Raw genomic sequence first — 12766 nt, 5'->3', positions numbered from 1 at the left:
GCTCAATCCTGCTCATCGGTCAGATGCCAAAAGTCAAAAAAGTTGAACCACTCCAGCGGGGCCCGCAGGCAGTGGTATTCCAGCCGATCGGCGTAGTGTTGCACCCTGGCCTCGAGACGCTGCTGGCGCTCGGCACGGGGCAGGGGAGTGCCATCGGTAAAGGGCTCGAAATGAACCCGAAAACGCCCCTGTTCCCGCAGTCCGAACATCAGATAAGTGGGGCAGCCGAGCACCGCCGACAGGGCAAAGGGTCCCAGGGGGAAGGGCGCCTTCTCCCCGAGAAAATCGGCCCAGACCACGCGTTTCTCTTTGGTCACCGAGGTGCGATCCCCCACGATCACCACCCACTCCCCCGCTTCGATGCGGGACTTGAGCATGATGGCGGTATCGGGCCCGAGCTCCTGCACCTGTACCAGGTTGAGGCCCGAATCGGGGTTTACCTCTTGCATCAGGGCGTTGAAGCGGGCGGCGTGGCGGGTGAAGACCAGGGCCGTGATGCGCACTCCCTGCTCCTGGCTGCCGAGGGCGCGGCACAGCTCCAGGTTGCCCAGGTGTGAGCCGATGATGAGCGCCCCCTGGCCGCGGGCGGCCTCGTAGTGCTCACGGTTGACCAGCTCGATGTCGTCGAGGCGGATGTCGCCGCGCCAGGCGGCCAGCTTGTCGAGGGCCGCCTCGCCAAAGCGCAGGAAGTGGCGCAGGCTCCCCACCCGTTCTGGCAGGGGATGGCCAAGCTGCCCGGCGCGGGCGGTGAGGCGGGCCAGATAGTTGCGGGAGGCCTCGCGCTGGCGGCGACCGGTCAGCCAGAAGTAGGCGATAACCGGCAGCGATATCACTCTGAAACCGGGGCGCCCGAGCAGCCGGTAGCTCCACAGCAGAGTACGGATGCCGAGCAGGGTGCCACGCTCCGGAGTGCGAGACCAGTGCGCCTTCCCCTTGTTCAGCAGCCGCTTGGGCCAGCGCAGCAGGTGGGCGGCGCCGTCGCGCAGCAAGGTCAGCACCAGCCGGGTGTGCATCCAGGAGATGCGCAGGTTGTCGTGCAGCGGGTTGAAGTGGGAGAGGCCATCTTCTGGGTAGTGCACCTTCACCGGGATAAAGCGCACCGGTACCCCGCGCCAGTGCAGGCGCACCATCACTTCGATGTCAAAATCCATCCGCTCCCCGAGGGCGCACTGCTCGAGCAGCTCGCAGCTTGCTGTCACCGGATAGACCCGCAGGCCGCACATGCTGTCTTTTATCTCGAACGAGAGGGTCTCTATCCAGACCCAGACATGGGTCAGGTAGCGGCCGTAGAGGCGCCCCTTGGGCACCGACTCATCGTACTGGGGGGCGCCGGAGATGAGAGCCTCGGGGTAACGCCGCGCCTCGGCCAGCAGATCCGGCAGGCGGGCGAGATCGTGCTGGCCATCCGCATCGACCTGCAGGGCGTGGCTAAAACCCAGGCCCCTTGCCGCCAGCAGCGCCGTTTTGACCGCCCCGCCCTTGCCCCGGTTGCGCTCATGGCGCAGCAGGGTGACCCAGGTGGCGTGTTCGGCCGCCAGCTGGTCCAGCCGGGCGGCGGCAACCGGTTCGCTGCCATCGTCCACCAACAGGCAGGGCAGTCCGAGGGGGGCAAGTTCATCGAGCACACCGGCAAGGGGCGCGGCGTGGTTGTAGCAGGGGATGATAAGGCAGGGCGTCACGATACCTTGACCCTTCCGCTGCTCGCCAGGGGCTGCTCGGCCAGGGACTCGGCGCAGCCGACCCGGTACTCGAAGCGCAGCTGGCCGTCGTCTTGTCTCTGTAGCATCAACCAGCACTGCTCATCCGGGCGCAGGGGGCGCTGAAATTTAAGCTGATCCATCCCCTGAAATTCACCAGCAAGCAGCCCTTCCTCGCGGGCGTAGTGGATGGCCAGGTGCAGCTGGGCGACCCCGGGCAGCAGGGGGGCGCCGGGAAAGTGGCCACTAAACCAAGGCAGGAGGGCATCAAGGCGCAGCAGCAGTTGCACGCCGTCGGAGGTGACCTGACGCGCCAGCTGCGTGGGGAGCAGTGAAATATCCATCAGGGGTGTTCTCCGGGAATGGGGGCGGCCGGCTCGTCGAAGGCGCGGCGCAGCGCGACGCCGTCGCGCTTGCCGGCGCCGGTGAGGGGCAAAGCCTCAAAGAGTCTGATACTGCGCGGCAGCGCCACCGGCTCGAGCCAGGGGCGAAGCCGTTGGCGCAGGGCCTGCAAGAAGGAGCCGTGACCGAGGCGGGTGAAACTTGCCATCCCCTCCGGGGTCAGCACCAGGGCGACCCCCAGGATCTGGCGGCCCCCCTGCTCGAGGGGCAGAACGGCTGCATCACACACCCCATCGAGGGCCTGGATGCGCAGCTCCACTTCATCGAGAGAGATGCGTTTCTCCTCGAGCTTGATGATGCGATCCAGGCGGCCCAGCAGGCGAAACTGTCCCGGCTCGCCGCACAGGGCGATGCGATCGCTCCCGCGCCAGGGGGCGAGCTCGTCCATAAAGGGGGAGCTCAGCAGCAGGGTCTGCTGCTCGTCACAGCCGACCTCGACTCCGGGGAAGGGGGTCCAGGGGCAGTCCGGGGCGCTGCTCTGGCGCCAGCCGATGCCGCCGGTCTCGCTGCTGCCGTAGATCTCTACCGGCAAGGGACCGAGCAGGGCGGCGCACTGGCGCGCATCCTCATACGCGAGGGGGCCACCGGAGGAGACCACCAGTCGGCAGCCGGGGGCATTCAGATTGGCGCCGAGGCGCGAGAGAAACGCCGGCGAGCTGACCAGTGCCCAGTGCTGGCGCTGGCCGAGCAGCTGCTCCGGGTAATCGGTCTGGCGGCGGGCAAACGGCACGCCGAGGGCCAGCGGCAGCAGGATGCGAAACAGCAGGCCGTAGATATGCTGGTGGCTGACGCTGGCAAAGAGCCGTGCGCCCGTGAGGGCGGCGCCCCAGAGGGTCGCCTGCACCCGCACCTCTGCCTCGATCAGTGACCAGGGCTTGGCGATGGCCTTGGGCTGGCCGCTGGAGCCCGAGGTGTAGAGGGTGAGGGTCGGGGCCAGGGAGGGGGCGTGGCGGCTCGTGGGCTGTGCGTCGTCGCCAGCAACGCTATCCACCCGCAGCACGGGGCAGGGAAGCGAGAGCGCCTCATCGCAGATCACTCCCTCGAAGGCATCTTGTTCGAGCAGCTCCTCCAGGGCGGCAAGCCGCTGGTGGCCGGGTAGCACTACATCGTGCCCAGCCATGGCGCAGGCCAGCAGGGCGACGGTGAAGTGGTAGCTGTCGTTCATGCAGAGCGCCCAGCGGGTCGCAGAGCCGCTCTTCAGCTGGTCGGCCAGCGTCAGGGCCGTGCGGCGCAAGCTGGCCAGCGTGACCTCACCTTGGGCATCGAACGCGACGGTGCGCTTGCCATCGGCCAGCAGCAGTTCATCCAGCAGGGTCATGGTGTACCCCGCTTCATCACTCGTTGTCTAATCAGCCACTCGCCGCCCATCAGGGCCCCCATCAGCAGATAGCTGATAAGGCCGTTGTAGAGGCTCCAGAGCGCCAGGTCCCCCTGCCAGATGGTCCAGCCGGATAGGGCGCCATTGGCGATGAAAAAGAGGCACCACACCTGCGTCACTTTGCGGGTGTAGCGAACCCCCTGCTCGGGCAAGTCCGGCGTGGTCAGGCGCGCCAGCCGCTCGACCATGGTCATGGGTTGGCGCAGGCTCGCGCCAAACAGGGCCAGCAGGGTGGCGTTGACCGCCAGCGGGTAATAGAGCAGCCAGTCGTGTTCGCGAAACCAGAGGTTCAGGAGCACCAGCAGCAGGCCGGTGGCCCCGAGCCAGCGGGTCGCCCACTGCCACGCCACCGGCATCGCCGAGCCGGCGATGAGGCGAATGGCAAACAGTGGCAGCAGCAGGAGCGTCAGCAGCTGCCTCTCCCCGGATGACAGGCAAAAGTAGACCAGCAGGGGATAGAGCAGCAACAGGGCGCCTGCCAGCAGGTTGAACCGCCGCACCATTACTCGGCGATCAGGCGTTCGACGGCGTCGACCACGTCGGCGACGGTGCGCACCGACTTGAACTCTTCCGGCTTGATCTTCTTGCCGGTCAGCTTCTGCAGATGTACCACCAGATCGATGGCGTCGATGCTGTCGAGCTCGAGTTGCTGATAGAGCTGGGCATCCAGGGTCACGGCCTCGGGATCGATCTCGAACAGCTCGACCAGGGCATTGCGGATCTCGTTGAAGATGTCGTCTCTGGTCATGGCCTTATCCTCGCTGTGCGGCGACGAGGGCCGCCAGGGCAGTGACACTGGCAAAGTGGCGACGGGTGTTCTCGTCATCGGCGGAGAGCACTATGCCGTAACGCCCCTTGATCGCCAGGCCCAGTTCCAGGGCATCGATGGAGTCGAGCCCGAGGCCATCGTTAAAGAGCGGGGCATCGGCGTCGATGTCGGCTGGCGTCATGCCCTCTAGGTTGAGGCTGTCGATGATCAGTTGTTTGATTTCTTCAGTTAAGGTGTCTTGCATCTTGAGTCCATCGCGGTGCGGGTTGAGTCGGGCTCAATACCCGTTTGAAATAATGGGTCAGATGACGTGCCGCCAGTGAAGGGGTCTCTTCCTGTGGCAACATCTCCTGAACCTGGCATTGGGGCAGAAATTCTACCGTAAAGACCGGCTTGTGTGCGGGCACCCGAAACCAGGGGTGCTGCTTGGTCAGAAAAGGGGCCGAGCAGTGAATGCGTACCGGTTGCAATCTGGCATTGCAGCGCACGGCGAGGTGGGCCGCCCCCCGCTGCAGTTGCAGCGGCTGACCCGGCGTGGTACGGGTGCCTTCCGGAAATATCAGCAGCACGCCACCCCGTTGCAGGCGCTCACTGCACAGGGGCAACAATTTTTCGGCCGCCACGTTGGGAATATACCCGGCGGCGCGGACAATACCGGCGACAAAAGGATTATGCCAGAGCGCCTCTTTGACGATGCAGTCGCATTCCGGCATATGGGCCGCCAATAATACGTAATCGAGCAGGCTGGGGTGATTGGCCAACACCAGCACGCCATTTAGTTGCTGCGGAATATGGTGGAAACGGTAATCCAGCACACCCAATAGTTTGAGAATATTGATAAACAGACGGAAGGTGACCCGGATGGTGGTCTGGGCAAGATGACGCTGCATGTCACCACGGACAAACAGCCACAGCAAAGGAAACCAGAATAGTGTCAGCAACAGGCAACCCAGGCCAAACAGGGTAAACCCCAGCATGGTGCCGAACAAGCGCCAGAGCTGATTCAATTTCGCTGCCATAGCCACTCCCGACGCCCGTCGAAAATAGAAAAACGCGACGCATCGGTCAGCAGTGCTCGCCAGCAGGCGAGGGCATCTCCTGTGCCGGTTGCGCCTGAGGGCGTTGTCATCACCTCTCCTTGCCACTGCGTTCCCCTGGCCAATACCAGGCCCACCGCATGGGGAGGGGCTTCATCGGGCAGCCAGGGCTGGCTGAAGGCGGGGATCGCGCCTTCGAAGCTGACCACCAGCACCCGTTCCATGCCGTCGGCAAGCATGCCCATCGCCTCCTGCAGCGCGGCGGCAACACTGCCGGTGCCGGCAGCCAGGGAGCTCATGGGGATGGGTTGCTTGCCCTGAATGGAGGTCAATCCGGCGGCCGTGTTGTGCACCGATTGGGAAAAATCGGTGGGAGAGAGGCTGCGCCGCTCGGCCAGGGCGCCGAGCAAGCCCAGAGAGCGATCCAGCTCCCCGTGGCGACTGGCAAACACGGCGCCATCCACCGGATGGCGGGAGAGCAGCTCAAGCGCCACCTCGACCGCCAGGCGTCCACCCAGGCTCATGCGCCTTGCCACCATCATGGGGATATGGGGCGTCACAGCGGGTGCCGGAGGCAGCCAGAGGCCATCCTGAGCCCACGCCAGCCACTGCTCACGGGTCGACATGCCCGGAGCCAGGGCGTGGCTTTCAACGATGGAAAAAGTGGGCATTCTGTGCACGAAACGACCTTGATGCGCTAACGGCTGTGATACCTGGGGAGATGTGACCGGACCCACAGAAAGTCGGTTCAGCTCCGGTTAAGGATTCTGAAATAGGGCTGCATATTACCATTATTTTTCTTTATGACCAGAGGGAAAGTGTGAGCTCGCCAATAGGTGTAATGGAAAGTTAATTCACCTTCCTTTATTTATTGAAAGCTTGCAGTTTTTATTGTTTTATTGGGGCGGTTTTTGGCAGGTGTCACAATTTAAAAAGGTTAATAAAATGAAAATATTTAAACTTATTTTTGCAGCCCTCACATTAACGCTGGCCGCAGGCTGCTCCACGACCCAACCGGTCATGAATATGAGCAATAGCCCGGTACCGGCCAATCTCAGCGAACAGACAATTTCTCAAGCAATTATTAATGCGGGTGTCAGTAAGAAATGGGTAATGCGTGAAGAACGTCCCGGGTTAATTAGCGGCCATATTCAAGTTCGCTCACATCAGGCAAACATCACTATTCCCTATAACACTCTCAATTATTCCATTAATTATGTGAGCAGCGTCAATTTAAGTGACAACGGTAGCGGAAAAATTCACCGTAATTATAACCGCTGGATCAACGGGCTGAATCAGGCCATTCAGATCGAACTGAATCGTGCCAGCAGCTACAAGTAAGGTCGGTGTCTCTTGAATCACTATCACTCCGATAGCCATAACGCACTGGATGCCATCAGCCAGGCCCAGCGGATTGCCTTCGCCCCCATGCTGTTCCAGGCCGCCTGGAGCCTGCGCGAGACCGGTATCCTCACCACCCTGGCCGCCTCCCGGGAAGGGGCCACGGTGGCCACTCTCGCCCATGAGACCGGCCTGACCGAGTATGCGGTCGGCGTCTTGCTGGACATGGGCCTGGGGGGCGGCATCTGCTACGTCCGCGAGGAGCGCTACCATCTGGGCAAGGTGGGGCAATACCTGTTGAGCGATCCCATGACCCGGGTCAACATGGATTTTGTCCAGCACGTTTGCTACAAGCCCCTCGCCCATCTGCAACAGGCCATCGAGAGTGGTACTCCGGCCGGCATCAAGGAGTTTGGCGACTGGCAGAGTCTCTATCCCCATCTCAAGGATCTGCCGGAGCCGGCGCGCGGCAGCTGGTTTCGCTTCGACCACTTCTATTCGGACTGGGCGTTCAAGCAGGTGCAGGATCTGGTCTTCGGTTACGAGCCTCGTCACCTCTACGATCTCGGCGGCAACACCGGCAAGTGGGCCCTCTCGTGCGCGCGGCGCAATCCCGAGCTGGAAGTGACCATCCTCGATCTGCCGGAGCAGATCGCCATGGCCGACGAGCAGATCCGCGAGGCCGGGCTGGCAGGTCAGGTCCGGGGTTATCCGGTCAACCTGCTTGAGGAGCGCCAGCTTCCCGGTGAAGCGGATATCTGGTGGATGAGCCAGTTTCTCGACTGCTTCGGCCACGACGAGATCGTCGCGCTGCTGCGGCGCATCCGTCGCAGCATGAAGCCGGGGGCGCGCCTGTGCATCCTGGAGCTGTTCTGGGATCGGCAACCGTTCGAAGCGGCGAGCTTCAGTCTCAATGCCACCTCCCTCTACTTCACCTGCCTGGCCAATGGCAACAGTCGCTTCTATCACTCGAAGGAGCTGTACCAGTGTCTGCGGGAGGCGGAGTTCCATGTGGAGGCCGATCACGACATTTCGGGGCCGGGCCATACGCTGCTGGTTGCGACGCCGCTGTGAAGCGGGTAAACAGTAGAGCCTGACTGATTGCATGGAGCCGTGATGAAATACCTGCTGCTGATTGCCGCCGTGTTGCTGGCGGGCTGCGCCGAGTTGAAGGGGGCGGGGCGTACCATAGGCCATACGACCCGTGACGTGACCCGCGAGATAGGCCATACCACGCGGGATGTGACCCGGGAGATCGGTCATGGCACGCGCGATGCGGTCAAAGGGATTGGCAACGAGATCCAGAACCAGTAAGACAAGAAGGGCCCGTGGGTCCTTCTCTCATTGGGGGAGCCTGATTTACAGGGCGGCGGCGATGCGCGCCCCCAGGGCGGCGTTGCTGAGCACCAGCTGGATGTTGGCCGAGAGCGAATTGCCGCCGGTCAGTTCGCAGACCCGGGCCAGCAGGAAGGGGGTCGAGGCCTTGCCCTTGATCCCCTGCTCCTCCGCCTCACCCAGAGCCTGAGCGATAGCCGCATCTATGTCGGCCCTGGGCATGGCATGCTCGGCCGGAATGGGGTTGGCCACCACGGCGCCACCAGCCAGCCCCAGCTCCCATTTCAGACGCAGCGCCTCGGCAATGGCCGCCGGAGTATCGAGCCGGTAATCCACCTTGAAGCCGCTTTCGCGGGTGTAGAAGGCGGGCAGCTCCTCGCTCTGGTAGCCGATGACGGGCACCCCTTGCGTCTCCAGATACTCCAGGGTCAGGCCGATGTCGAGAATCGACTTGGCACCGGCGCAGACGACGGCGACCGGCGTTTGCGCCAGCTCCTGCAGATCCGCCGAGATGTCGAAGGTCTCGGGCGCGCCGCGATGCACCCCGCCGATGCCACCGGTGGCAAACACCCGGATCCCCGCCATGGCGGCGATGATCATGGTCGAGGCGACCGTGGTGGCCCCCATCCCCTTGCGTGCCAGCACGAAGGGAATATCGCGTCGGCTGCATTTGGTGACGGCGTGGCCGGCGCGACCCAGCGCCTCCAGGGCTTCCCCATCCAGTCCCACCTTGAGGCGACCATCCATGATGGCGATGGTGGCCGGCACGGCGCCGTTGTCGCGTACCACCTGCTCGACCCGGCGGGCCGTCTCTACGTTCTGTGGATAGGGCATGCCGTGGGATATGATGGTGGATTCGAGGGCCACGACAGGTTTGCCTGCGGCCAGGGCAGCGGCGATTTCCGGCTGGATATCAAGGTATGCGTTCAGCATGAGTACTCCTCCAGTATGCGGTCAACGGCGGTCTTGGAGAGACCGGAATAAACGGTATCGGAACAATTGACGGTGAGGGCGGCGCAGCCCAGGGCGAAGCGGGCCGTGCTGGCGATGTCGTGCCCCTGCAGCCAGGCGTGGGCCAGCCCTGCCATGAAGGCATCTCCACCGCCGGTGACATTGAGCACCGGGCTGCCGAGTACCGGCAGATGGCCCTGCTGCTCACCGTCGCTGTAGAAGATCCCCTGATCCCCCAGGCTCAGAAACAGCCGCTGCACCCCGGCACGGTGGAACCAGGCGGCGGCCATGGACCAGGTCTCGGGTCCGGCGATGGTCATGCCGCACAGCTTCTCCGCCTCGCTGCGATTGGGTTTGAGAGTGTGGATCCGGTCGAGCCAGGGGCGAATTTTCTCCACCTTGGCCACCGAGACGGTATCGACGAAGATGGCGTGCTCCCCCTGGCGCTCGAACAGCCAGTCGAGGGTGTGGATGGCCAGGTTAGTATCCAGTACCCAGAGGCGGGCGCCGGCAAGAAAACCGGCCAGGGGGGTGAGCCTTGCGGGGGTGAGCTGATCGATGATCGCCATGTCATTGATGGCGCAGCTCATCTCGCCACTGCCTTCGTGCAGGCTGAGATAGCAGGAGGTGGCATGGCCGTCCAGTACCTGGATCTGGCGCACGTCGACCCCCGCCTTCTGGCTCACCTCAAGTAGGTGATGGCCATATTGATCGTTGCCCACCGCGGTCAGCAGCCGGGTATCGGTGCCGAGCCTGGCCAGGTTTTCGGCGATATTGCGCCCCACGCCGCCGGCTGAGGTACGCACCTTGCCTGGGTTGGAGTCGCCGATGAGCAGCTGGCCATGGCTGGTGCCGCAGATATCCATGTTGGCACCGCCGACCACCACCACGTAAGGGCCTTCCCGCAGCACATAGCCTCTACCCTGCACATATCCCTGGCGGATCAGGCTGGAGATATGGCTGGCCAGCGCCGAGCGGCTGATGCCGAGGCGATCTGCCAGCTCCTGCTGGGGGATCATGGGGTCCTGGCGCAGCAGGGCGAGGATCTCTTGTTCACGCTCCGTCATAGACAAATATCCATTTACAAACGTTTGTCTATTATTTCCATTCGCTCTTTTCGCGCCATTGCGGCATGTGGAAAGTGTCGGTGAGCGCACAAAAAATCGTCATTGGGTTAGCGGGCGTTGCCGACGCGGTCGGAAGGCGCACTTTTTGCGGGTCGGGTGCGCCATTGCTGCTTATAATGCCGGCCGCAAAGAGGAGAAGAGATGATGGTGAAACGTTCGTTCTGCTGTGTGGGGCTGGTCAATCCCAAGTCACCGGAAAATGTGGGCTCTGTGATGCGGGCGGCGGGTTGCTACGGGGTGGATGAGGTCTACTACACCGGCCATCGCTTTGAGCTGGCGCGCCGGTTTGCCACCGATACCAAGCAGATGGTGGACAAGATCCCGCTACTGGGGGTCGATGATCTGCTGGCCTTTATCCCCGAGGGGTATGTGCCCGTGGTGGTGGATCTTATCGAGGGGGCCACGCCGCTTCCGGAATACCAGCATCCCGAGCGGGCTTTCTATATCTTCGGACCCGAGGATGGCACCCTGGATCCCGCCCTCTATGGTGTGGTCAGGGATGTGGTGTATGTGCCGACCCGGGGTTGCATGAATCTGGCTGCATCGGTCAACGTGATCCTCTATGACCGCCTGGCCAAGCAGCACAGGGCTGACTAGGGGATAACCGTGTTTCGCCTTGATGTCATCGGGGAGCGGCCTGCTTTTCCAGCTCCTTGATGAATCCCTGATAGTAGTCATAGAGATGGTTGTGGCGATAGATATCGGCCAGCGTGCCCTGACGGATCAGGGAGGCCATGTCTTGATCCCAGATCCGCTGCAGCTTCGCCCCCTCTGCGGTATCGGAAAAAATGGGGTAGGTGGGGATCCAGCGCAGAAAGGTCCGGTACAGACCGGTGGGGAGTTCAGCGTCGGGATAGAGCACTCCGGCCGTCAGGAAGTAGCGATAGCGCCCCTTGTTCAACAGCTGCAGGGCCACCTCGTCACTGTCTATCTCGTGCCACTTCATGGTGACCGGGATGTATTTGTCCAGCGCCCAGCCCCGTCGCCATAACACATGCTGCCCCAGCAGGCTGGATTCTCCCCGCCACTGGGGTTGCCACTGCTTGAGCATGATCACCGTCAGATCATCGGCAGAGGCGGGAAAATATGGCTGCCGCACTCCGCGCACTTCGTCAAGATAGACCCCCATCGCCATGTCCCCCCCTTTTTTGGCGATCAATGCAAGGGAGCGCTTGTAGGGCACAATATGGTGGATTACCCGGTAACCATGGGGTTGGTAGATGGTGCGCACCAGCTCGAGATAGACCCCCTTGCCATCCGCTTGGCAGAAGCCGGGCCAGTCATCGCAATAGACATGAAGTGACGCTGCGCGGCTGCCAAAAGAGGCGCACAGGCAACAGAGCAACAGAAAACCGATACGCAGTAGAGTCAGAACAGGCTCCATGGTGACAAGCGAGTCATGCTGAGCCTTTACTTTATACCAAGGTATGGGTAGCGGCTATGCGCAGAAAAACTCGGATGCTCATTTTGCGACAGGGTCGAGGGTTCTTTTTCAAGTAGTTGTTATGATGGGGTTAAAGATTCAATAGTGACCCAACAACAGAAGAGGAGACTGCTTATGTCATCGATCAAGACGCTGCTCTGCCCCGTCGATTTTTCCCACATGTCTCAAGCGGTACTCGACTACGCCGTCTTTATGGCCCAGACCCATCAGGCCCAGCTCAAACTGATCCACGTGGTCGATCAACTGCACGGCTTCGACAGCTACAAGATCCTGCACATGACGGCCATCGAGATCACCCATGAGATGGAGCGTCAGGCCAGAACCCAGCTCAAGGAACTGATAGCGACGCTGCCCATTCCCGCGACCTTCGATATCCGTTTTGGCCGTGCGGCAGACGAGATCGTCATCCAGGCAAAAGAGGATGAGGTGGATTTGATCGTCATGGGTAGCCATGGCCGCTCGGGGATCACCCATCTGCTGGTAGGCAGCGTGGCTGAATCCGTGGTGCGTCATGCCCCTTGCCCCGTGCTGGTGGTGCGCAAATAGGGCGTCGCGCTGATGGGATGATCAGGGCCGGCGTTTGCCGGCCCTTTTTGTTGCCTCAACCATGGGCGTAGATGACGCTCCCCCCCTTGATAGCGTCAATGATAGCTCTGGCCTGCTCCTTGGGCAGGGCGGGGCATCCCCAGCTGCGACCCAATTTGTTGTGCTTGCGCAGATGGGAAGGGCTGGCGTAGGCCGCGCCATGCACTACGATGGCCCGTTTGCGGGCATTGCCATTGAGGGCCGGGGTCAGGCCATCGAGGCGCAACGAGTAGCCATGCTTGCCCTGATAGGTTTCCGCGGTACGGTAGACCCCGAGGGAGCTTTTCAGGGAATTGGGCTGATTGGAGAATTGACGGGCGGCCAGCTCGCCGGAGTTGCGGCCATGGCTGACCCAGGTGTGATAGAGCAGTTTGTGCCGCTTCATATCGATGACAAACAGGCGGCGCAGGTTGGATGGTTTGCTGTAATCGATGATGGTAAGGATGGGTTTTTGCTTGTGGCGTACGCTCTGGTAACCGTAAAGTGCCTTGCGAAACGTCTCCCTGTCCAGCTTGCCTGCCAGTCCCAGCTGGCGGTAGAGCGTCTGATCCCAGCTTGCATGGGCCTGGTTGTCCAGGCTGATGGCGACCAGCAGCAGTGGCAACAGCAGCCACGCCAGCCAGTGTCTGTGTCGGGCGTATTCTCTCATCCGTGAATTACCTCGCTATTCCCGGCCGTCCAAGCTTTCGCAGATAGTCCG

The 12766-nt window shown here is 62.1% G+C and carries 17 protein-coding genes; 5 read left to right on the top strand and 12 right to left on the bottom strand.

The window, feature by feature from the left end; genetic code table 11:
• Nucleotides 1-2: 2 nt before the first annotated feature.
• Genes ACB028_RS19700 through ACB028_RS19665 form a run of 8 tightly spaced genes read right to left on the bottom strand, consistent with a single transcriptional unit; the run spans nt 3 to nt 5954 of the window.
• Nucleotides 3-1679, bottom strand: a complete 1677-nt coding sequence (locus tag ACB028_RS19700) for a glycosyltransferase (RefSeq protein WP_371145004.1) — start codon at nt 1677-1679, stop codon at nt 3-5.
• Entirely contained in the window at nt 1676-2041 is a 366-nt protein-coding gene (locus ACB028_RS19695; RefSeq protein WP_371145003.1) for a hydroxymyristoyl-ACP dehydratase, read from the bottom strand. The genes ACB028_RS19700 and ACB028_RS19695 overlap by 4 nt, the downstream gene beginning before the upstream one ends.
• The gene (locus ACB028_RS19690) at nt 2041-3417 is read right to left on the bottom strand and encodes an AMP-binding protein (protein ID WP_371145002.1); all 1377 of its coding nucleotides are present in this window, start codon (nt 3415-3417) and stop codon (nt 2041-2043) included. The genes ACB028_RS19695 and ACB028_RS19690 overlap by 1 nt, the downstream gene beginning before the upstream one ends.
• Nucleotides 3414-3980, bottom strand: a complete 567-nt coding sequence (locus ACB028_RS19685; protein ID WP_371145001.1) for a hypothetical protein — start codon at nt 3978-3980, stop codon at nt 3414-3416. The genes ACB028_RS19690 and ACB028_RS19685 overlap by 4 nt, the downstream gene beginning before the upstream one ends.
• Nucleotides 3980-4225 carry an acyl carrier protein gene (locus ACB028_RS19680; protein WP_026457247.1) on the bottom strand — a complete coding sequence of 82 codons (246 nt, stop codon included), beginning with the start codon at nt 4223-4225 and terminating at the stop codon, nt 3980-3982. Before ACB028_RS19680 ends, ACB028_RS19685 begins: the two co-directional genes overlap by 1 nt.
• 4 nt (nt 4226-4229) lie before the next feature.
• A complete protein-coding gene (locus ACB028_RS19675; RefSeq protein WP_026457248.1) occupies nt 4230-4490 on the bottom strand; it encodes a phosphopantetheine-binding protein in 261 nt (86 codons plus the stop codon).
• Nucleotides 4471-5265: a lysophospholipid acyltransferase family protein gene (locus tag ACB028_RS19670; RefSeq protein ID WP_371145000.1), complete on the bottom strand. Its 795-nt coding sequence runs from the start codon at nt 5263-5265 to the stop codon at nt 4471-4473. The genes ACB028_RS19675 and ACB028_RS19670 overlap by 20 nt, the downstream gene beginning before the upstream one ends.
• On the bottom strand, nt 5250-5954 hold the full coding sequence (locus ACB028_RS19665; RefSeq protein ID WP_371145016.1) for a beta-ketoacyl synthase chain length factor: 705 nt from the start codon (nt 5952-5954) through the stop codon (nt 5250-5252). The genes ACB028_RS19670 and ACB028_RS19665 overlap by 16 nt, the downstream gene beginning before the upstream one ends.
• A gap of 274 nt (nt 5955-6228) precedes the next feature.
• Between ACB028_RS19665 and ACB028_RS19660 the strand changes: the two genes are divergently transcribed.
• From ACB028_RS19660 to ACB028_RS19650, 3 genes are read left to right on the top strand one after another with little or no spacing between them, the layout of a single operon-like run.
• Nucleotides 6229-6624 (top strand): hypothetical protein, encoded by a 396-nt coding sequence (locus tag ACB028_RS19660; protein ID WP_371144999.1) that lies wholly within the window; start codon nt 6229-6231, stop codon nt 6622-6624.
• 12 nt (nt 6625-6636) lie between these two features.
• Nucleotides 6637-7698, top strand: coding sequence for a methyltransferase (locus tag ACB028_RS19655; protein WP_371144998.1), 1062 nt, complete (start codon nt 6637-6639; stop codon nt 7696-7698).
• A gap of 42 nt (nt 7699-7740) precedes the next feature.
• Entirely contained in the window at nt 7741-7938 is a 198-nt protein-coding gene (locus tag ACB028_RS19650) for a hypothetical protein (protein ID WP_042028357.1), read from the top strand.
• Between the two features lie 45 nt (nt 7939-7983).
• On the opposite strand, the gene ACB028_RS19645 is transcribed toward ACB028_RS19650, so the two are convergent.
• Both ACB028_RS19645 and ACB028_RS19640 read right to left on the bottom strand, forming a co-directional pair.
• Nucleotides 7984-8892 (bottom strand): pseudouridine-5'-phosphate glycosidase, encoded by a 909-nt coding sequence (locus ACB028_RS19645; RefSeq protein WP_371144997.1) that lies wholly within the window; start codon nt 8890-8892, stop codon nt 7984-7986.
• Entirely contained in the window at nt 8886-9977 is a 1092-nt protein-coding gene (locus tag ACB028_RS19640; protein ID WP_371144996.1) for a PfkB family carbohydrate kinase, read from the bottom strand. The genes ACB028_RS19645 and ACB028_RS19640 overlap by 7 nt, the downstream gene beginning before the upstream one ends.
• Nucleotides 9978-10181: 204 nt before the next feature.
• Here ACB028_RS19640 and ACB028_RS19635 point away from each other — a divergent pair, with 204 nt between their 5' ends.
• Nucleotides 10182-10634: an RNA methyltransferase gene (locus tag ACB028_RS19635; protein ID WP_371145015.1), complete on the top strand. Its 453-nt coding sequence runs from the start codon at nt 10182-10184 to the stop codon at nt 10632-10634.
• A 25-nt stretch (nt 10635-10659) separates the two neighbouring features.
• Here the strand turns inward: ACB028_RS19635 and ACB028_RS19630 are convergent, their stop codons facing one another.
• Nucleotides 10660-11421 carry a hypothetical protein gene (locus ACB028_RS19630; RefSeq protein WP_371144995.1) on the bottom strand — a complete coding sequence of 254 codons (762 nt, stop codon included), beginning with the start codon at nt 11419-11421 and terminating at the stop codon, nt 10660-10662.
• Between the two features lie 174 nt (nt 11422-11595).
• Between ACB028_RS19630 and ACB028_RS19625 the strand changes: the two genes are divergently transcribed.
• Nucleotides 11596-12027, top strand: coding sequence for a universal stress protein (locus ACB028_RS19625; RefSeq protein ID WP_026457772.1), 432 nt, complete (start codon nt 11596-11598; stop codon nt 12025-12027).
• Nucleotides 12028-12082: 55 nt separating this feature from the next.
• Here the strand turns inward: ACB028_RS19625 and ACB028_RS19620 are convergent, their stop codons facing one another.
• On the bottom strand, nt 12083-12715 hold the full coding sequence (locus tag ACB028_RS19620; protein ID WP_342011114.1) for a murein L,D-transpeptidase catalytic domain family protein: 633 nt from the start codon (nt 12713-12715) through the stop codon (nt 12083-12085).
• Nucleotides 12716-12766 lie beyond the last annotated feature (51 nt).

This window comes from Aeromonas sp. S9(2024) (assembly GCF_041403185.1).
In the GTDB taxonomy this organism is placed as follows: Bacteria; Pseudomonadota; Gammaproteobacteria; order Enterobacterales; family Aeromonadaceae; genus Aeromonas; species Aeromonas enteropelogenes.
The sequence above is the reverse complement of the archived record's forward strand: the minus strand, read 5'-3'. Positions and strand labels throughout refer to the sequence as shown.

Bases quoted from the DNA above. Each gene is read 5' to 3' on its own strand.
- ACB028_RS19695 (WP_371145003.1), bottom strand. From the start codon at position 2,041: ATGGATATTTCACTGCTCCCCACGCAGCTGGCGCGTCAGGTCACCTCC.
- ACB028_RS19690 (WP_371145002.1), bottom strand. From the start codon at position 3,417: ATGACCCTGCTGGATGAACTGCTGCTGGCCGATGGCAAGCGCACCGTC.
- ACB028_RS19685 (WP_371145001.1), bottom strand. From the start codon at position 3,980: ATGGTGCGGCGGTTCAACCTGCTGGCAGGCGCCCTGTTGCTGCTCTAT.
- ACB028_RS19680 (WP_026457247.1), bottom strand. From the start codon at position 4,225: ATGACCAGAGACGACATCTTCAACGAGATCCGCAATGCCCTGGTCGAG.
- ACB028_RS19675 (WP_026457248.1), bottom strand. From the start codon at position 4,490: ATGCAAGACACCTTAACTGAAGAAATCAAACAACTGATCATCGACAGC.
- ACB028_RS19670 (WP_371145000.1), bottom strand. From the start codon at position 5,265: ATGGCAGCGAAATTGAATCAGCTCTGGCGCTTGTTCGGCACCATGCTG.
- ACB028_RS19665 (WP_371145016.1), bottom strand. From the start codon at position 5,954: ATGCCCACTTTTTCCATCGTTGAAAGCCACGCCCTGGCTCCGGGCATG.
- ACB028_RS19660 (WP_371144999.1), top strand. From the start codon at position 6,229: ATGAAAATATTTAAACTTATTTTTGCAGCCCTCACATTAACGCTGGCC.
- ACB028_RS19650 (WP_042028357.1), top strand. From the start codon at position 7,741: ATGAAATACCTGCTGCTGATTGCCGCCGTGTTGCTGGCGGGCTGCGCC.
- ACB028_RS19645 (WP_371144997.1), bottom strand. From the start codon at position 8,892: ATGCTGAACGCATACCTTGATATCCAGCCGGAAATCGCCGCTGCCCTG.
- ACB028_RS19640 (WP_371144996.1), bottom strand. From the start codon at position 9,977: ATGACGGAGCGTGAACAAGAGATCCTCGCCCTGCTGCGCCAGGACCCC.
- ACB028_RS19635 (WP_371145015.1), top strand. From the start codon at position 10,182: ATGGTGAAACGTTCGTTCTGCTGTGTGGGGCTGGTCAATCCCAAGTCA.
- ACB028_RS19630 (WP_371144995.1), bottom strand. From the start codon at position 11,421: ATGGAGCCTGTTCTGACTCTACTGCGTATCGGTTTTCTGTTGCTCTGT.
- ACB028_RS19625 (WP_026457772.1), top strand. From the start codon at position 11,596: ATGTCATCGATCAAGACGCTGCTCTGCCCCGTCGATTTTTCCCACATG.
- ACB028_RS19620 (WP_342011114.1), bottom strand. From the start codon at position 12,715: ATGAGAGAATACGCCCGACACAGACACTGGCTGGCGTGGCTGCTGTTG.